The following is an 18,672-nucleotide window of genomic DNA, read 5'->3' on the forward strand; positions in this document are numbered from 1 at the left end:
CCTCTCCATATTTACATTCACTCCTGTATGGTTGTAGTCTGCGCTTACTCTGACGCACGTAACGGGATAAAAAAGTATGAAAACGATGGTGAATGGCGCCCGGGCCGCTTGGCTGGTGGTGGGCGTAAGCCTTTTGCTGGCGGCTTGCGGGCAGGATGAAGAGGCGTCGCAGGCGGGATCCGAGACGGCCAGCTCGCCTCCGAGGCCAGCACAGGTCATGCAGATCGAGCGTCAGGATATCCCCCTGGACAAGTCCTACCCTTCCATGTTGCGTAGCGATGATGAAGTGACACTGGTGGCGCGCGTTACCGGTTTTCTGGAAGAAAGACATTTCGAGCCGGGCGAGATGGTGGAGAAGGGTCAGCTTTTGTACTCCATCGAGCCGGACATGTACGAAGCGACGGTCAATCAGCGGGAAGCCGACTTGCAGAGTGCCCGCGCGGAGCTATCCCGTGCCCAGCGGGACGCCGAACGCTTCGAGCGTCTGCTTAGCCAGAACTCGGTGAGCCGTCAGGATTATGATCAGGCACGCGCCGAATTGGGTGTGGCTCAGGCTAGCGTAGCTCAGGCCGAAGCGGCGTTGGCAAGTGCCAACCTGGATCTCAACTATGCGCAGGTTCAGGCGCCTGTTTCGGGCATGATCGGACTCAGCGAGATAAATGTCGGGAATCTGGTCAGTCCCGGTACCGAGCTTGCCACCATCACCCCGCTGGACCCCCTGGAGGTTCGCTTCCAGCTTCCCCAGCGCGATGCGTTTGAATTGCGTCGTCAGCTCGACAACGAGGAGCGTGGGGCGGATATCCGCGCCACGCTCACGCTACCCGGTGCCGGTGGTGACGAGTCAGGTGAACTGGTGGGTCGCCTCGATTTCCTCGGTTCGCGAGTGGACTCAGGGACCAGTACCGTACAAGCTACCGCCACGTTCGATAATCCCCAAGCGACGGTTTTGCCCGGTCAGTTCGTGCGGGTCAGTCTTGAGGGGCTGCAGCGCTTCGACGTCTTCGCCGTGCCCGAAATCGCCGTCACTCAAGGGCTCATGGGACCGCAGGTGTTCGTTCTCGATGACGAGAACAAGGCACGCTCGCGTACCGTATCGCTGGGCGAACTCGCTGGACCTTGGCAGATCCTCCGCGACGGGCTGGAAGAAGGGGAGCGTGTGATTGTCGGCGACCCATCGGGCATCGAGCCCGGGACGGACATTGAGCCGCGCAAATTCAGCGGTAACGCAGAAGATCTGGTGGAAGACATCGAAGCCGAGGAGCAAGCCGAGGCCGAAGCGCAGGCGGAAGAAGCCAGAGAAGTGACGGAGGCCGGTGCCGCCGGTGGCGTTGACGCGCCGCAAGGTGAGGGAGACGAGAACGAATGAATTTCTCCAACTTCTTCATCAAGCGGCCGATCTTCGCCACGGTCCTGGCGATCATCCTGACCGTGATCGGGGTGATGAGCATGCGGGTGTTGCCGATCGAGCAATATCCCAGCGTGGTGCCGCCGACGGTATCGGTGCAGGCCCGTTTCCCCGGTGCCGATGCCGAAACGGTCGCTCAGGCGGTGGCGGCCCCGCTGGCCGAGGCGATCAATGGTGTCGAGGGCATGCTGTACATGACCTCGAACAGTGCCGATAACGGCAGTGTCAGCTTGAGCGTGGCCTTCAATATCGGCACCGATGGCGATATCAATACCATCAACGTCAACAACCGTGTGCAAGGCGCCCTGTCACAGCTCCCTCAGGAGGTGCAGGACCAGGGGGTGACGGTCGAGTTGCGCTCCAGTTCGATTCTCATGTTGGTGGCGCTGATCTCGCCGGATGGCGACTACAACAATATCTTCATGCAGAATTATGCCACTCTCAACGTGCTCGACGAATTGCGTCAGGTTCCTGGCGTGGGTAACGCCGAAGTGCTGGGGGGCGGCGAGTTCGCCATGCGTATCTGGATGGACCCTGGCAAGCTTTCCCAGTTCGACCTGACGCCTGCAGAAGTGGCGGCGGCGATACGCGCACAGAATACGGAAGTACCGGCGGGTAGCCTGGCCTCGACACCCCAGAGCGACCCCCGCGCCTATACTTACACCATCACCGCGGGTGGCCGGCTCAATAATGTCGACGACTTCCGCGACATCTATCTGCGCACGAACCCCGACGGTTCCTCCCTGCGCCTGGACGACGTGGCACGTATCGAGCTAGGGGCCTCGTTCTACGGGGTCGATGCGCGTCTCAATGGCGCGACCATGACGCCGATCATCGTCAACCAGCAGCCCGGGGCCAACGCGCTCGAGACCGCAGAGGCGGTCCAGGCCACTATGCAGGAGCTGGAATCGCGCTTCCCGCCGGGGCTGGAATACGTGGTGCCCTACGACACCACGCTGTTCATCGATGCATCCGTGGAAACCGTGCTCCACGTATTTATCGAGGCGTTCCTGATCGTCGGTGTAATCCTGTTCATTTTCCTGCAGAACTGGCGTTTTACGGTTATCGCCATGTCGGTGGTGCCGGTATCGGTATTGGCGACCTTTGCTGGTTTCTATGTGTTTGGCTTTTCGATCAATTTGTTGACGTTGTTTGCTCTGGTCCTGTCCATCGGGATCGTGGTGGATGACGCCATACTGGTGGTAGAAAACGTCGAGCGTGTGCTCAGCGAGGACGAGGACATAACGGTTCTCCAGGCCACCATTCGCGCCATGAAGGAAGTGGGGGGGCCGGTAATCGCCACGTCCCTGATCATGGCGGCGGTGTTCGTTCCGGTTGCCTTCCTGGGCGGCTTCACTGGGCAGATCTATCAGCAGTTCGCCTTGACGGTCTCGATTTCGGTGGGCTTCTCAGCTTTGATGGCGTTGACGTTCACGCCAGCGCTATCGGCCATATTCATCAAGCACAAGCTGCACGAGAAGAAGGAGTCCAAGTTCAGGCGTGCCCTCAATACGCCACTACGGCTGTTCGATCGGTTCTTCGCTGCAGTGACTGCCGTCTACATGAGCATAGTGAAGGTGCTGGTGCGTTTCTGGGGGGTGGCGCTGCTGTTGACCGCCCTGGTGGGGGCGGGCTCCTACTGGCTGTATGTCAATACACCTTCGACCCTGGTCCCGGAAACCGATCAGGGGATCGTGCTGGCCAGTGTCTCCTTGCCTGATGCCGCCTCCCTGGCACGCACCAATGAGTACATGTCAAAGCTCAGCGCCGAAATCGAGAACATCGAAGGGGTCCGCTACTCTTCCGCCGTGGCTGGCTACGACATCCTCTCCAGTGCGGTGAATACCGCCCGCGGCATCATCTTCGTCAATATGGCGCCGTGGAGCGAGAGGGATCTCACCGCCGATGAGTTGGTGGGTCGCATCATGCAGCTAGGAGCGCAGATCGAAGGTGGTTCGGCCATGGCCTTCAACGTGCCACCCATCATGGGTCTGTCGACCACCGGTGGCTTTACCGGCTATCTGCAATCCTTCGATGGTGCCTCGTCACAAGAACTCTATCAGGCGTCGGTTCAGGTCATGCAGGCGGCGGCCCAGCATCCCGCGCTGGAAGGCGTCTTCACCACGTTCAATGTCAACGTGCCGGGCTATCGCGCCGAGATCGACCAGCAGAAAGCGTTGAGTTACGGCGTTTCGTTGCAGGAGCTGAACGCCACGCTGGCAAATACTTTCGGAGCCGGTTTCGTCAACTACTTTAGCTATCAGAACCGCAACTTCCAGGTATATCTGCAAAACGAGGACGAATTCCGCAAGACGCCGGATGATATCAGCCGGGTACGGGTACGCGGAGGCAATGGCGAACGCATTCCGCTCTCCGAGTTCGTGACTCTCGAGCGTCAGGCAAAGCCGACGGTGGTGTCGCGTTTCGGAGTCTACCTGGGTGCCCAATTCCAGGGCGGCGCGGCACCGGGCTACAGTTCTGCCCAAGCCATCGCGGCAATGGAGGAGGTGGTCGAGGAAACGCTGGGCAACAACTGGGGCATGGGCTGGACCGGTACCGCCTATCAGGAAGCGAATCTGGGCAACACGGCTACCCTGGCGATTGTCTTCGGTATGTTGATGGTGTTCCTGATTCTGGCCGCTCAGTACGAGAGCTGGTCGTTACCGCTCGCGGTTCTTACCGCCACACCGTTCGCTTTTCTGGGTGGCATCGGCGGCATCGCACTGCGTGGTCTCGATACCAGCGTCTACGTGCAGATCGGCATGCTGGTGGTGGTGGGGCTTGCCGCCAAGAACGCTATTCTTATCGTTGAATTCGCCGAGCTGGAGCGCAAGGAGCAGGGCAAGACGATCCGTGAAGCGGCCATCAGCGCAGCCGAGCTTCGTTTTAGACCGATCGTGATGACTTCCCTGGCCTTCATCTTCGGTACTTTGCCGTTGGCATTGGCTACCGGGGCCAGTGACGTCAGCAGTCACCATATTGGCACCACGGTAGCGGTGGGCATGGCATCGGTGGCGACCCTGGGGAGCCTGTTCATTCCCAGTTTCTACGCCATGATTGCCCATGTTTCCGATTGGCTGCAGCGCAAGATGGGAAGTGGCGATCATCGCGAACAGCAACCGGCACTGGAGCAGCACGAGGAGTGAGTTGAAGTCCGCCTGCCGCTCCAGAAGCACCGCCAGTGATGGCGGTGCTTTTTTGTACCGTCCTGTTGCGTCAGATCAATTACAGAGCCACCTTCGTACTGCGCTATGAACTACGCTGGTAGTGAAAACATTCGTCGGCTATGTACCGACAGGAGGATCACGCCATGCAACATATACTCGAACTAGCGTTCAGCTTCCCTCTGGTCGTCTTTAGCGTGCTGTTGAGCCTGGTGGCTCTCTACTGGCTGCTGGTACTGTTACGCGTGATGCCGGTCGAGATTTTCGAGCGCGACAGTCTGCGCGACGATCATCTTCCCAGTACCTTCGTTTCCCTCGGCTTTGCCGGGGTTCCGGCCTCTTTCGCCCTGACCGTACTCCTGCTGCTGGGCGCCGGTATCACCTTGGCGGTAGAGTTATTGGCCCTTCGCTGGTTGGATCTAGGGTTGTACCGTATTCCCTTGGGTGTCGGTATCATCTGGGCGTCCTTGGCGATCGCTTCCCCCATTGCGGCAGTGCTGTGCCGGGGAATGCACCGGTATTTCCATCGCCACGACCGTTGTAGCCGGCGTTGCCTGCTAGGGGAAAGGGTGACGGTAAGGTGCCCAGCAGGATGTGCCGAGCACGCCGTGGGCGTGGTGGAGGATGGATCGGAATTTCAAGTCAAACTGCACGGCAAGCCCGATGCCATGTTGACTGAAGGTGAACAAAGGATATTGGTGAAGTACCTGCCCCAGGAAGGGGCGTACCGTAGCGTGGCGGTTAATGAGTATCTAGAGTCACATATACGACTACGGCGTTTGAAGATGGCACGTTCTGCGGCTCACTAGTCTGTTGTTAAGAGGACCCGGGAGAGGGGGGACGCTGCAGCAAGGCCAAGAGGTGGTTGATGAGCGTTTCCCCTCGCTCGCGGATGGAAAAGCGTTCGGGGTCGCGTAGCCATTCGTGAAATAGGCCACCCAGCATGGTTTGCAAGAGGTCGGTGGCGACCTGGACGGAAATGTCTTGATGGAGCTGTTGTTGCTCGAAGGCTTCGGCAAACCGTTCCTGCAGTGAATCACGGCACTCGTCGGCGATTTCGCGCTGCATGGCGATAGGGTCGATATCGCTGAAAAATTCACAGCGATGGATAAGAATGGAGTGAACGCGCCGATAGCGCGGTTGCTCGAAACGAGAAAACCCGTTCAAGCAGGCAAGGCGAATCGCCTCCAGGGATGAAACGTCTTGCTCCAACGCCTCGATCTCGTCGACGAGATCCTGAAATGGCATGCGTACCCGCTCGAGCATGGCACGGAAAATGTCGCTCTTGTTCTTGAAGTGCCAATAGACTGCCCCCCGGGTCATGCCGGCATGACGTGCAATCTGCTCGAGCGAGGTGCGTGCTACGCCGTGTTCCATGAACATATCTTCAGCCGCATCGAGAAGAGCCTCGCGTGTGGCGGCCGCTTCTGCTTTTGTGCGCCTAGCCATAGAGCCTCCTCCTGCTTGTGGTGATTTCATGACACGACGGGGGGTAGTCGTTCTGCAGATCCTGGGCTGGTGTACAATCTAGGACCTTTCGTTTACGGGATGATTTTATCCGAAAGAGCAGCAAAAAGCATTGATACATGCATGGTTGTATGTACCTGGTGGGCATCAATCGAGAAAGCTCGCCACTACGGCATTGTGGCGGTACAACAAGTTTTTTAGCGTAATTCAACATAAGCAGGAGAGCTAATGGCTCGCGTCCCTTTCGAGCTGGCTGGAGAGAAAGTATTCCCCGGTCAACGCCAGCAAATCGACGTGCCGGTGGCCCGGTTATACACCCACACTCCCTTGCACATTCCCGTGGAGGTCGTGCATGGCCGCAAGGAAGGACCGACGATGCTGGTGTGTGGCGGTATTCATGGTGACGAGATCAACGGTGTGGAAATCGTCAGACGTGTGCTGCGCTCCAAGGCCATCAACAGCCTGCGAGGCACCTTGATTGCGGTCCCCGTGGTCAATGTCTTCGGCTTCTTGCAACAGACGCGCTACCTGCCGGATCGCCGTGATCTCAATCGCTGCTTCCCCGGGAGCGGTGCCGGCTCGCTAGGTGGACGCATTGCCGCTCTGTTTCGCCAGGAAATCGTCGACCACGCCACGCACATCATTGACCTGCACACCGGGGCGATACACCGCACCAACCTGCCGCAGATTCGAGCCCAATTGAGTCCGGAAAGCGAAACCGAGCGCATGGCGGATGCTTTTGGCGCTCCTGTCATTCTCAACGCCGAACTACGGGAGGGGAGTCTGCGCCATTATGCCCAAAATCGGGGAATACCGGTGCTGACCTATGAAGCCGGTGAAGCCCTGCGCTTCGACGAATGGGCTATCGCCCCCGGCGTGCGTGGCGTTCTGCGTGTCATGCGTCGTCTGGGCATGTTGACCGGCGAGCAAAGGCGACGCCGTCCGGCGCCTGCCGAGCTCGCCAATGGCTCGAGCTGGGCTCGTGCGCCGATCGATGGAATTCTGCGCCCGCAGGTACGCCTGGGAGCTCGAGTGGCCAAGGGGGCGCTGCTGGGAAAGGTGGCGGACCCTTTCGGTAATGACGAAGGCGAGATTCGTGCGGTGGCGGATGGCATCGTTATCGGCATGAGCCGCCTCCCGCTAGCCAATGAGGGCGAGGCGTTGTTTCACATTGCTCGATTTGATGCCATCGAAGAGGCGGAGACCGCTGTGGAGAGCCTCAGCTCCAGCCTGGAACCGCCTTCCGACTCGTTCTATTGAGCCGGCCCGGTCAGGTGCTAAGGAACCAGCTCTGGCTCCCGCACCAGTCCTAGGGCATCGTCGAAAATTCGCAGTCCCGCGCCTTCCTTGTGGGCATGTTCGGAAAGGTGGCGACGAAACCGCCGTCCGCCCGGACACCCGTGGAACAGGCCGAGCAAGTGCCGCGTGACGTGGTTGAGCTTGGCGCCTTCCTCCAGCCGCTTGGCGATATAGGGCCGAAATGCCTGGGCGGCGACCATGCGACTCGCAGCTGGATCCATCTCCCCATAAAGCTGACTATCGACACCCGCCAGCATCCAGGGGTTCTGGTAGGCTTCTCGGCCGATCATGACGCTGTCCACATGCTGAAGCTGCTCCCGACAGGCTTCCAGACTCTTGATGCCACCATTGATCCCGATATGCAGCTCGGGGCGGCTCTGCTTCAAGCGGTGGACTCGGGGATAATTCAGCGGAGGGACGTCTCGATTCTCCTTGGGCGAGAGCCCCTGGAGCCAGGCCTTGCGAGCGTGAATAATAAAAACTTCACAGCCGGCATCCGCGACACTTTCGATAAAGCGCTCGAGGTCGGCATCCTCATCCTGATCGTCGATGCCGATGCGACACTTCACGGTGACCGGAATCGAGACGGCATCGCGCATGGCACGAACCGCTGCCGCCACTTTCTCCGGGTAGCCCATCAAGCAGGCACCGATGAGGTTGTTCTGTACGCGGTCGCTGGGGCAGCCGACGTTCAGGTTGACCTCGTCATAGCCCCACTCCTCGGCAATAACCGCGCACTCGGCCAACTCGCCCGGGTCGCTTCCGCCCAGCTGTAGGGCCAGAGGATGCTCGATATCGTCGTAGCCAAGAAACCGGGCGCGTGGGCTGCCATGAAGAATGGCCCCCGTGGTGACCATCTCGGTATAGAGCAGCGCACGCCGGGTCAAGGTGCGGGCGAACGCTCTGTAGTCACGGGTCGTCCAGTCCATCATGGGCGCGACGGAGAATGTCCTATCCAGCGCAGGGCGGGCGATGCCAGACTTCATGCGGGTTTGCGCGGTTGTGGTATCATTCATAACTGTTCATATTTACAGTAGTTGGGCGGCGGCGTTTTACCTGGTTCGTTGGTACATATTTGGTACTTGAGCCGCTTTGGATTTGGTACATCGAGGGGCAAGTATGGCAACGATCGTGAAGCGTCCAAAAAGGACGGAAGTTTCTCATATCTCGCGCGTATCTGCATCGCTCGTTGTGACCAATCTGAAACGGAATCATTCCCTGGAGGGGGCGGGGAACTCGCAGAAAAAAGCACTCCAAGCATGGATCCATGAAAAAGCCCGCACGTTGCGGGCTTTTAGTGAAACTATTAATCAGATACATAGGTTTGGATTCTGCAGCTTAAGGTAAAGTGTGTTTACTACTTCAGTTGCCAATCATCGAGCGGTACTTCGTTTTGGCAACTAGTGTCCACCTGCGCGATTGGGTCGCCAAGGAATTCGTTAATAACGGTGGAGCGACAATCATTGACCGGACTATGCCCCAGAGCCTGCATCTCGATGGCCTGTAGATTGGGCATGGTGTCGGCAAGCTCATCACTCCAGCGAGTGCCGCAGCAAGGGTCCATCTGGCCATGGATCGCCAGGGCGGGTGTCTCTGCCGTTACGATGTCGTTATGCTCGGGCGGTACGTCGCCATCTCCGCCCCACCAGGCGCAGAGCCAGATAGGTTCAAAGCCAATAATGGCAGGTTCTCGCTGTATAGCTGCAATCGAGTCTTGTGGCGTAGGCCGATTGGTCCCCATGTCGTTGCAGGCCTGAGCCAGGAACGCGCCCATGGCATAGTTGGGTGCTTCGGTAACTGGGTTGTATTCGTCAATCATGAAGAAGCCATAAAGCGATGAGTAGTCGCCTTCAGGCACTTGTGAAACGATGCGGGGCAGTTCGGCATAATATTGCGGCAGCATCAGGTAAAGAGTGTCGAGAAAAGCGGCACCATCAAAGTATAGCGTTTTCTGCTCGCCCTCTGATTCCACTTGGGCAATATAGGGCTTGTTATCCAATGCACGGCGCGCTCTATCAACAGCTAAGAACCATGTTGGGATCTGTTCTCGACAGGCTTCGCTGTCTTCAACGCACATGGCCAGAACGTCCGTGAATCGACGTTTTAATGTATAGAACTCATCTAACGGCGATCTATTGCGAAGGCTGGTGTACCAGGGCCAGCCAAGAACGGCGGCTCTCACACTGTCGGGGTAATAGCGAACATAGGACAGCGCTGTGCCACTCCCGGTAGAGGAACCGAAAATATTCACGTTGTCATAATTAAGCAGGTTACGAATCTCTTCGACATCGCGTGAAGTGGCGCTTTCCGTATATTGAGCAACCTCAATGCCCTCATCTTCAAGCTTTTGGTAACAATCGGCTACTTCCTTCGTGATGTGTTTCATCCGTTCCATGGGATCGAGCGAAGACGTTAGCGCCGGCGTGTGGATAATATTGTGGTACGGAGACACGGCTGCATAGCCTGGGCACTCCAATGAAGGAATGGCATGCTTAAAGCCGCGAGGATCAAACACCACTAATGAGCGGTTGCCAATATCCTTGCGCAGTTGCTCAATGTAATCAGTATTGCCGAGGATGGAGTACCCTGGGCCGCCGGGGAAAAAGACCACGGGATCACTTTCCGCGTCGGCTTCGTTTTCAGTCTCTGGGTCGATAACACCTATGGGGAGTTCAATCGTATTCCCGTTTGGGTCGTCCCAGTTTTCTTGACCATAGAAGGTGTAGCAACTGGCATTGAGGTCTTCAAGCGCTTGTGCAGCACAAGAGGTGCTTTCTAGCCGAGGTATAGAGTTGTCGTTGGTTTCTGCATGAGCCAGTCCGGTGCCTAGCAAAGTCATCAGGCATAGACTGCCGAAAGCTTTATACTTGTTGTGGCGCATGACGTCTCTCCATTCATAGTTAGTTATGTTAGCGAGAAAGACGGCAAATGCTTTGCCGTAGCCCCACTATAGTTGAGTAAACCCTAAGCAACAGTGATTGAGATTTTCCAACAAACAGCCCGCCGGGGTGGCGGGCTGTTTGTTTGGGGCAACATCCTCAAGAGGATCTGTTCTCGCCGCACGTCCGCTTCGCTTATAAGTCGCTTCGTTCACTCTTCACCCCGCTCTTCGGCCGGGCCTTTTCTTCCTTGTTTGCTGCAGCAGCTGAGGTTGTGGGCGCTGTTGATCAGACCGACATGCGAAAAGGCTTGGGGGAAATTGCCGAGCTGGCATTGTCGAACGGGGTCGTACTCTTCGCTTAGTAGCCCCAGGTCATTGCGTATGCCGAGGAGCTTGTTGAAGAGGGCGTGTGCCTCGTCTTTGCGTTCCAGAAGAATCAGTGCGTCGACAAGCCAAAAACCACAGACGATAAAAGCGCCTTCGCCATCGGTAAGACGTTGTTCTTTCCTGGCGTCCCTGAAACGGTACACGAAACCTTCATGGACGAGGTCATGCTGTATGGCTTCGATCGTGCCCTGCATGCGGGGGTCCTTTGCGGGTAAGAACCCGACTTGCGGTAGCAGTAATAGCGATGCATCCAGTGTATCCGAACCGTAATATTCCACGAATGAGTTGAGCTTGCGATTGAATCCTTTCTCGCAGACTTCAGCATGGATCTCCTGGCGAAGGGCACGCCAGTGCTCGAGATCGCCGTCGAGCCCGAATTCTTCTACGCCTTTGATGGCGCGGTCGACGGCAACCCAGGCCATGACTTTCGAGTGTGTGTAATGCTGCGCCGGGCCACGATGCTCCCACAGGCTCATGCCTTTTTCCTGCCAGTGCTTTTCGAGAAACTCGATCAGTTGGCATTGCACAGCCCAGATATCTTCTGTGGGCTCGATATGATGAACGCGACTGAAATGCAGGCCATCCATGACTTCACCGTAGATATCCAGTTGCTGCTGCTGGTCGGCAAGGTTACCGACACGTACCGGACGGCTGTCATTGAAACCGGTTAGCCAGTCGAGTTGGTGTTCGTAAAGACGACGCTCACCGGCGAGGCCATAGACGGGCTGGAGCTTGGCGGGATCACCGGCTACCGAGCGCAGCAACCATTCACGCCAGGCGCAGGCTTCGTTCCGGTAACCTGACGAAAGCAGGGCATACAGGGTAAACGTGGTGTCCCGCAACCAGGTGTAGCGGTAATCCCAGTTGAGTCGACCGCCCGTCTCCTCGGGTAGTGAAGTGGTGGCGGCGCCGACCATGCCTCCGGTCTCGATATGGGTGAGCGCCTTGAGCGTGATCAATGAGCGGACGACCGGCTCGCGAAATTCTTCGCTGATATCGCAGCGCGCGCTCCATTCCTGCCACCATTTCTCGGTTTCCCGCAATGCCCGCTGAGCATTGCGGGAGGCAGGTTCATTGTGAAAGGAGGGATACCAGGTGAGCACGAAGGGCACGCTCTGGCCTGCTTCAATGGTGAAAGTGCCCCTTATGTCATCCTCATTGGTTTCCAGTTCCACGGAGGTTTCCAGGCGCAAGCTATCGGGGCCGGATACCGCCGTGATGCCTTTTTTACGCCGATGCACCCAAGGGGCTACATGGCCATACCCGAAACGAAAGATAGCATGCAGTTGCATCTCCACCGTGCCCTCGTGGCCTTCGACGATACGGATCACATCCACAACATTAGCGGCGTCACGCGAAAGGGGCATGAAATCGATGATCGAAGCACTGCCCGACGCCGTTTCCACGACTGTTTCAAGGACCAGGGTTTCACCGCGGTAACATCGGGTTTGAGAAATGACTTCTTCAGTGGGCCATAGTTTCCAATAGCCATTGTCCGGCTCGCCTATCAACTTAGCGCAACAGGCATCCGAATCGAAACGAGGCAGACATAGCCAGTCGATCGAACCGTTGTCGTCGATGAGAGTAGCTGTGCGCATGTTGCCGATAAAACCGTATTTTTCGATTCTTGATAACTGTCCCATGCTTGGCTGTCCTTGTTCATCGAAGGCGCTTTTAACTTAAACATCAGACGGTGATGCGGCAAATGAAGGCATCAGGTAATGGGCTTAAATAACTGAATAAAAATTATTTTTAAATTAATTTCAGGTTTATTAATAACTTTAAAAAACAAATTGTTAGCACTACTAGGATTAAGTTGAATGAGATGATTATCCACATTGACCGTCGCGGTTTCGAGGGTCTATACCTTTAAGTCATGCATGTTTAAGCATTAATTAGAGCTTAGCTAAAATGAGATGCTTTGGGTATGGAGGCTTGATATGAGTGAGCAACAGGTAGGCGATTTTCTGCTCAAGCGGCTTGGGGAATGGGGAATCAGCCGTATTTACGGTTATCCCGGTGATGGCAGTAACGGCATCATGGGGGCGCTGAACCGAGCCGACGATCAGTTCGAGTTCATCCAGACCCGACACGAGGAGATGGCCGCGTTCATGGCCTGCGCCCACGCCAAGTTCACCGGCGAGGTGGGCATCTGCACCGCCACCTCCGGCCCCGGGGCGATTCACCTGCTCAACGGACTCTATGATGCCAAGAAGGACCACCAGCCGGTGGTGGCCATCGTCGGCCAACAGGCGCGCGCCGCCATGGGCGGTGAGTATCAGCAGGAAGTGGATCTGGTGTCGCTGTTCAAGGATGTCGCCCACGAATACGTGCATATGGCGACCAGTCCGGCCCAGATACGCCACCTGGTGGATCGGGCGATCCGCATCGCTCTCTCCGAGCGCACCGTGACCGCGATCATCATTCCCAGCGACCTGCAGACCCAGCCGGCCGTGGAAAAGCCGCCGAGGGCGCATGGCACCGTCCACTCCGGGGTCGGCTACACCCCGCCGCGCACGGTACCGCACGAAGACGATCTCAGGCGGGCAGCGCAGGTACTCAACGAGGGTGAGCGCGTGGGAATTTTGGTCGGCGCAGGCGCCTTGGGTGCCACCGATGAGGTGATCCAGATCGCCGAGAAGCTCGGCGCCGGGGTGGCCAAGGCGCTGCTCGGGCGGGCGGCGGTGCCCGACGATCTACCCTTCGTCACCGGCTCGATCGGGCTGCTGGGTACCAACCCCAGCTGGGAGATGATGTCGAACTGCGACACTCTGCTGATGATCGGTTCGGGCTTCCCCTATTCCGAGTTCCTGCCCGAGGAAGGCCAGGCACGAGGCGTTCAGATCGATATCGACGCCCGTCAGGTGAGCATGCGCTATCCCATGGAGGTCAACCTGATAGGGGACAGCGCCGCGACCCTGCAGGCGTTGCTGCCGCACCTCACGCAGAAGACCGACCGTGACTGGCGCGAGCATCTCGAGAAGAGTATCGCTCAGTGGTGGGATGTGCTCGAGGAGCGCGCCATGGCCGAGGCCGATCCGGTCAATCCGCAGCGGATCTTCTGGGAGCTTTCGCCCAGGCTGCCCGATAACTGCATCCTGACCAGCGACTCCGGCTCCGCCGCCAACTGGTATGCACGTGATCTGAAGCTGCGCCGCGGCATGATGGCCTCGCTTTCCGGCGGGCTTGCCACCATGGGCAACGGCGTGCCCTACGCCATCGCCGCCAAGTTCGCCCATCCCGACCGCCCGGTGATCGCCATGGTCGGTGACGGTGCCATGCAGATGGCTGGCAATATGGAGTTGGTCACCATCGCCAAGTACTGGCAACGCTGGAGCAATCCGAACCTGGTAATCATGGTGCTCAACAACCAGGACCTCAACCAGGTGACCTGGGAGATGCGCGTGATGGAGGGCGACCCAAAATACGAGGCCTCCCAGGACATTCCCGATTTCCCTTATGCCGAGTATGCCAAGCTGATCGGCCTGGAGGGCATCAAGGTTACCGAGCCCGACGCCTTGGCGGGAGCCTGGGATCGTGCGCTTGCCGCCGACAGACCGGTGGTCATGGAGGTGGTCGCCGACCCCAACGTGCCGCCGATACCTCCGCACATCAAGCGCGAACAGGCACAGGCTTACATGTCGGCACTGATGCACGGCGATCCTGATGCGCTGGGCATCGTCAAGGCTTCGTTCAAGCAGTTTGCGCGGGAGTTCACTCCCAAGTTGCGCAAGCACTGAGCTTCGTTCGCTGATCACCGTGTGGGTGGTCTTCGTGCGCGAAAGGAGGAGTTGCGATGCTTCAGCCGCATATTCCGATCGAAACCGTCGAGGTGTCGGCTTACGAGATCCCCACCGATGCACCGGAATCCGACGGCACCCTCACCTGGGATACCACCACCCTGGTGCTGGTCGAGCTTAGCGTCGGCGGAACATGCGGGCTCGGCTACACCTACGCGCACCAATCCTGCGCCACGCTGATTCGCGACAAGCTCGCCGCCCTTATCGAAGGGCACGATGCGCTGGCGGTGCGCGGCGGCTGGCTGAAGATGGTCGATGCGATTCGCAACCTTGGTCGGCCGGGCATCAGTTCGATGGCGATCGCCGCCGTCGACGTGGCGCTATGGGATCTGAAGGCACGATTGCTCGATCTGCCGCTGGTCTCGCTGCTGGGTGCAGTGCGCCCGACGGTGCCGGTCTACGGCAGCGGCGGCTTCACCTCCTATTCGGTAAAAGGCCTTCAGCGTCAGCTTGGCGGCTGGGTCGAGGCAGGTATCCCGCGCGTGAAAATGAAGATTGGTCGCGAGCCCGAGCGAGACCTGGAGCGTATCCGCCTGGCGCGCGAAGCGATCGGCCCCGAAGCCGAGCTGTTTGTGGACGCTAATGGCGCCTATGCCCGCAAGCAGGCGCTGGCCATGGCCGAGGCCTTCGCCACCCATGGCGTGAGCTGGTTCGAAGAGCCGGTATCGTCGGATGACCTGGCGGGCCTGCGCCTGCTACGCGACCGCGCACCGGGCGGTGTCGAGATCTCCGCTGGCGAGTACGGCTACGGCTTGCCTTATTTCCGGCGCATGCTCGAGGCGGGAGCGGTGGACGTGCTGCAGGCCGACCTGACCCGTTGTGCCGGAATCACTGGCTTTCTCGATGTCGCCGCACTGTGCGATGCCCACCAGATCCCGCTCTCCGCCCATACCGCACCAGCGCTGCACCTGCACCCTGGCTGCGCCACGACGCGAACGCGGCATCTGGAGTATTTTCACGATCATGTACGGATCGAATCGATGCTGTTCGAGGGGGTCGCCGAGCCGGATTCACAGGGCAACCTGAGCCCCGACCTTGGCCAGCCCGGCCTGGGGCTGACGTTCAGGCACCACCAGGCGGAGCGCTATCGGATTGTATGAGCGCTTCACCGTTTGGCGCTTACTTATCATAGACTCGTTAAGCGCAAGGATTGCCATGGAAGACGTGATCAGTACTTCTCAATCGCAGACCGGAGACGAGGCGCAGGCGTATCGTCGCCTGGGCGAAGCGCTCGCCGAGGCGATCGACGGCGAGGTGCGATTCGATGACGGCAGTCGGGCGCTCTACGCCAACGACGCCTCGAACTACCGCCAGCCTCCGATCGGCGTCACCATTCCCCGCTCGGTGGAGGATATCATCGCCATCCACCGCATCTGCCACGCTCACGGCGTGGCCATCCTGTCGCGGGGCGCTGGCACCAGTTTGTCGGGGGAGGCCGTCAACCACGCCGTGGTAATGGATCACTCCAAGTACCTCGACGCCATCGAGATCGACAGCGATAACCGCCGGGTCACGGTGCAGGGCGGGGCGATCAACGACAAGGTCAACCAGGCGCTGGCATCGTACAACCTGGTGTTTCCACCGGACCCCGCCACCCACGAGTGGTGCACCATCGGCGGCAATATCGGCAACAACTCCTGCGGGGTGCATTCCGTCCAGGCTCAGTGCTACGGCCACGGACCGCGCACCTGCGACAACGTGGCGTCGCTGGACGTTATCACCTACGACGGCGAGCGCATGACGCTCAAGGATGGCTATCGCGAGGAGGAGATCGACGCCATCATCGCCGCGGGCGGGCGCAAGGGAGAAATCTTCGCCAAGCTGAAGGCGCTCCGCGACCGCTACCTCGAGCAGATCCGCCGCGGTTATCCACAGATCGAGCACATGCCGCGCCGCGTCTCGGGCTACAATCTCGACGACCTGCTGCCGGAGCGCGGCTTCAACCTGGCGAGTGCTCTGTGCGGCACCGAGGGCACCTGCGTGACGGTGCTCCACGCTACCCTCAAACTGACCGAGAACGCCAGGCATCGCACCCTGATGGTGGTGGGCTTCGACAGCGTGGAGGCCGCTGGTGACCATGTGCCGGCCATTATCGAGGCGCGGCCGATCGCGCTGGAGGCCATCGACAAGCGGCTATTCCAGCACGAGGCCGACCAGCACATGAACGTCGAGACCCTCGAACAGATGCCCCAGGGCGACGCCTTCCTGATGATCGAATTCGGCGGCGAGGATTCCGCCGATACCTGCGCCCAGGCAAAGCGGCTGCTCGAGATACTGCAGCGCTCCGCCAGCGCCCCCACGGACTATCAGATCGTCGACGATGCCGATGAAGCCTTGCGCATCTGGGAGGTGCGCAAGGCCGGGCTGGGCGCGACGGCGTTCCCGCCGCCCAAGAAGAAACCGCACTGGCCCGGCTGGGAGGACTCCGCCGTACCGCCGGAGAAGGTCGGCGACTACATCCGCGACCTCAAGGCGCTCTACGAGAAGCACGGCTTTGAAGGGGCCTTGTACGGTCACTTCGGCCAGGGCTGCATTCACTCGCGCATCGATTTCGACCTGCACAGCGAGGAGGGTGTGCGCAAGTACCGTGCCTTCGTCGAGGAAGCCGCCGATTTGGTGGTCTCCTACGGCGGTTCGCTCTCCGGCGAGCATGGCGACGGCCAGGCCCGCGGCGAGCTGCTGGAGCGCATGTACGGACCCGAACTGATCGAGGCGTTTCGCGAGTTCAAGCGCATCTGGGACCCGCAGTGGATGATGAACCCCGGCAAGGTCATCGACCCCTACCGGCTCGACGAGAATCTGCGCCTGCGTGATTACGCGCCGGCACCCGTGGAGACCTACTTCCAGTTTCCCGAGGACGAGCGCAGCTTCGGGCGGGTGGCGTTTCGCTGCGTCGGCGTCGGCAAGTGCCGCAGCGACGAGGGCACCATGTGTCCGAGCTACATGGTGACCCGCGAGGAGAAGCACAGCACACGCGGTCGGGCGCGGCTGCTGTTCGAGATGATGAATGCTGAGGTGATCACCGACGGTTGGCAGTCCGAGGAAGTGCGTGATGCATTGGACCTTTGTCTGGCCTGCAAGGGCTGCAAGGGCGACTGCCCGGTTAACGTCGACATGGCCACCTACAAGGCCGAGTTCCTGTCGCACTACTTTGAAGCGCACCGGCGTCCGCTCAACCACTACGCCTTCGGCTTCATCGACCGCTGGTCACGACTGGCCTCGAAGATTCCCGCAGTGGTCAACTTCGTCAGCCAGACGCCGCCGCTAAGCCATGTCATCAAGGCCATTACTTCCATGCCCCAGCCGCGCCAGGCACCGGTATACGCCCCCGAGACGTTCAAGGCCTGGTTCGCCAAGCGGCCGATAGTCAATGAGCAGGCCGCGCCGGTAATGTTGTGGGCGGATACCTTTAGTAACCATTTCTATCCCGAGACTGCCCGGGCCGCCACCGAGGTGCTCGAGGCGGCGGGTTATCGTGTGTTGATTCCGCCCGAGGGGCTCTGCTGCGGCCGGCCGCTCTACGACTTCGGCATGCTCGACGACGCCAAGGCGTACCTGAGGCAGGTGATGGCCGCGCTAGGGACGGCCATCGAGACGAACATGCCGATTATCGGCCTGGAGCCTTCATGCATCGCGGTGTTCCGCGACGAGCTGATCAACCTCTTCCCCGATGACGAGCGCGCCCGGCGGCTGCACGACAATAGCATGATGCTCAGCGAGTTCCTGGTGCAGCGGGCCGAGGATTATCGGCCACCGCGGCTGACTCGCAGGGCGCTGGTGCACGGCCACTGCCACCATAAAGCCATCATGCATCTGGATGCCGAAAAGACCCTGATGAAGCAGATGGGGCTGGATTTCGAGGTGCTCGACTCCGGCTGCTGCGGCATGTCCGGCTCGTTCGGCTTCGAGCGCGACAAGTACGACGTCTCCATGGCCGCTGGCGAGCGGGTGCTGTTGCCCCAGGTGCGCGAGGCCGACGAGGAGACCCTGATCATCACCGACGGTTTCAGCTGCCGCGAGCAGATCGCCGGGAGCACGGACCGGCGCGCGCTGCATATCGCCGAGGTGCTGCGCATGGCCATGGACACTTCGCTGCAATCATCGGTCGGCCCGCCGGAGCAGGCCATCATACAGCGCCGGGCGCTGGCCCAGCGGCAAGCCAATCGCCGCGCCGCGACGGTGGCCGGTGCGGTGGCCGCCGGTGGGCTGCTGCTGTGGGGCTTGAACCGTCGCCGCCTGCGCCGTCGTCTGTAACCTATCGAAGGAGGC

The 18,672-nt window shown here is 59.4% G+C and carries 11 protein-coding genes; 7 read left to right on the forward strand and 4 right to left on the reverse strand.

What is annotated here, in order from left to right:
• The first annotated feature begins 76 nt into the window (after positions 1-76).
• The 3 genes from R5M92_RS01545 (at position 77) to R5M92_RS01555 (ending at position 5,378) form a co-directional block, all read left to right on the forward strand.
• Positions 77-1,366 (forward strand): efflux RND transporter periplasmic adaptor subunit, encoded by a 1,290-nt coding sequence (locus tag R5M92_RS01545; RefSeq protein ID WP_346797322.1) that lies wholly within the window; start codon positions 77-79, stop codon positions 1,364-1,366.
• On the forward strand, positions 1,363-4,551 hold the full coding sequence (locus R5M92_RS01550; protein WP_346797324.1) for an efflux RND transporter permease subunit: 3,189 nt from the start codon (positions 1,363-1,365) through the stop codon (positions 4,549-4,551). The genes R5M92_RS01545 and R5M92_RS01550 overlap by 4 nt, the downstream gene beginning before the upstream one ends.
• 164 nt (positions 4,552-4,715) lie before the next feature.
• A complete protein-coding gene (locus R5M92_RS01555; protein WP_346797327.1) occupies positions 4,716-5,378 on the forward strand; it encodes a hypothetical protein in 663 nt (220 codons plus the stop codon).
• Between the two features lie 7 nt (positions 5,379-5,385).
• On the opposite strand, the gene R5M92_RS01560 is transcribed toward R5M92_RS01555, so the two are convergent.
• Positions 5,386-6,018, reverse strand: coding sequence for a TetR family transcriptional regulator (locus R5M92_RS01560; RefSeq protein ID WP_346797329.1), 633 nt, complete (start codon positions 6,016-6,018; stop codon positions 5,386-5,388).
• Between the two features lie 246 nt (positions 6,019-6,264).
• Between R5M92_RS01560 and R5M92_RS01565 the strand changes: the two genes are divergently transcribed.
• The gene (locus R5M92_RS01565; protein ID WP_346797331.1) at positions 6,265-7,296 is read left to right on the forward strand and encodes a succinylglutamate desuccinylase/aspartoacylase family protein; all 1,032 of its coding nucleotides are present in this window, start codon (positions 6,265-6,267) and stop codon (positions 7,294-7,296) included.
• Positions 7,297-7,313: 17 nt separating this feature from the next.
• On the opposite strand, the gene dusA is transcribed toward R5M92_RS01565, so the two are convergent.
• The 3 genes from dusA to R5M92_RS01580 form a co-directional block, all read right to left on the reverse strand.
• Entirely contained in the window at positions 7,314-8,351 is a 1,038-nt protein-coding gene (dusA, locus tag R5M92_RS01570; protein WP_346797333.1) for a tRNA dihydrouridine(20/20a) synthase DusA, read from the reverse strand.
• A 341-nt stretch (positions 8,352-8,692) separates the two neighbouring features.
• Positions 8,693-10,216: an alpha/beta hydrolase gene (locus tag R5M92_RS01575; protein WP_346797335.1), complete on the reverse strand. Its 1,524-nt coding sequence runs from the start codon at positions 10,214-10,216 to the stop codon at positions 8,693-8,695.
• A 209-nt stretch (positions 10,217-10,425) separates the two neighbouring features.
• Positions 10,426-12,246: a glycoside hydrolase family 15 protein gene (locus R5M92_RS01580; RefSeq protein ID WP_346797337.1), complete on the reverse strand. Its 1,821-nt coding sequence runs from the start codon at positions 12,244-12,246 to the stop codon at positions 10,426-10,428.
• 297 nt (positions 12,247-12,543) lie between these two features.
• Between R5M92_RS01580 and R5M92_RS01585 the strand changes: the two genes are divergently transcribed.
• The 3 genes from R5M92_RS01585 to R5M92_RS01595 are packed head-to-tail and all read left to right on the forward strand — an operon-like array spanning position 12,544 to position 18,657.
• Entirely contained in the window at positions 12,544-14,343 is a 1,800-nt protein-coding gene (locus tag R5M92_RS01585; protein ID WP_346797339.1) for a thiamine pyrophosphate-requiring protein, read from the forward strand.
• A gap of 56 nt (positions 14,344-14,399) precedes the next feature.
• Positions 14,400-15,503 carry an enolase C-terminal domain-like protein gene (locus R5M92_RS01590; RefSeq protein ID WP_346797341.1) on the forward strand — a complete coding sequence of 368 codons (1,104 nt, stop codon included), beginning with the start codon at positions 14,400-14,402 and terminating at the stop codon, positions 15,501-15,503.
• Positions 15,504-15,558: 55 nt separating this feature from the next.
• The gene (locus tag R5M92_RS01595; protein ID WP_346797343.1) at positions 15,559-18,657 is read left to right on the forward strand and encodes an FAD-binding and (Fe-S)-binding domain-containing protein; all 3,099 of its coding nucleotides are present in this window, start codon (positions 15,559-15,561) and stop codon (positions 18,655-18,657) included.
• The last annotated feature ends 15 nt before the right edge of the window (positions 18,658-18,672 follow it).

Origin of the sequence: Halomonas sp. Bachu 37 (assembly GCF_039691755.1) — a bacterium.
Classification (GTDB): domain Bacteria; phylum Pseudomonadota; class Gammaproteobacteria; order Pseudomonadales; family Halomonadaceae; genus Vreelandella; species Vreelandella kashgarensis.

Bases quoted from the DNA above. Each gene is read 5' to 3' on its own strand.
- R5M92_RS01580 (WP_346797337.1), bottom strand. From the start codon at position 12,246: ATGGGACAGTTATCAAGAATCGAAAAATACGGTTTTATCGGCAACATG.
- R5M92_RS01590 (WP_346797341.1), top strand. From the start codon at position 14,400: ATGCTTCAGCCGCATATTCCGATCGAAACCGTCGAGGTGTCGGCTTAC.
- R5M92_RS01565 (WP_346797331.1), top strand. From the start codon at position 6,265: ATGGCTCGCGTCCCTTTCGAGCTGGCTGGAGAGAAAGTATTCCCCGGT.
- dusA (WP_346797333.1), bottom strand. From the start codon at position 8,351: ATGAATGATACCACAACCGCGCAAACCCGCATGAAGTCTGGCATCGCC.
- R5M92_RS01555 (WP_346797327.1), top strand. From the start codon at position 4,716: ATGCAACATATACTCGAACTAGCGTTCAGCTTCCCTCTGGTCGTCTTT.
- R5M92_RS01545 (WP_346797322.1), top strand. From the start codon at position 77: ATGAAAACGATGGTGAATGGCGCCCGGGCCGCTTGGCTGGTGGTGGGC.
- R5M92_RS01575 (WP_346797335.1), bottom strand. From the start codon at position 10,216: ATGCGCCACAACAAGTATAAAGCTTTCGGCAGTCTATGCCTGATGACT.
- R5M92_RS01550 (WP_346797324.1), top strand. From the start codon at position 1,363: ATGAATTTCTCCAACTTCTTCATCAAGCGGCCGATCTTCGCCACGGTC.
- R5M92_RS01560 (WP_346797329.1), bottom strand. From the start codon at position 6,018: ATGGCTAGGCGCACAAAAGCAGAAGCGGCCGCCACACGCGAGGCTCTT.
- R5M92_RS01595 (WP_346797343.1), top strand. From the start codon at position 15,559: ATGGAAGACGTGATCAGTACTTCTCAATCGCAGACCGGAGACGAGGCG.
- R5M92_RS01585 (WP_346797339.1), top strand. From the start codon at position 12,544: ATGAGTGAGCAACAGGTAGGCGATTTTCTGCTCAAGCGGCTTGGGGAA.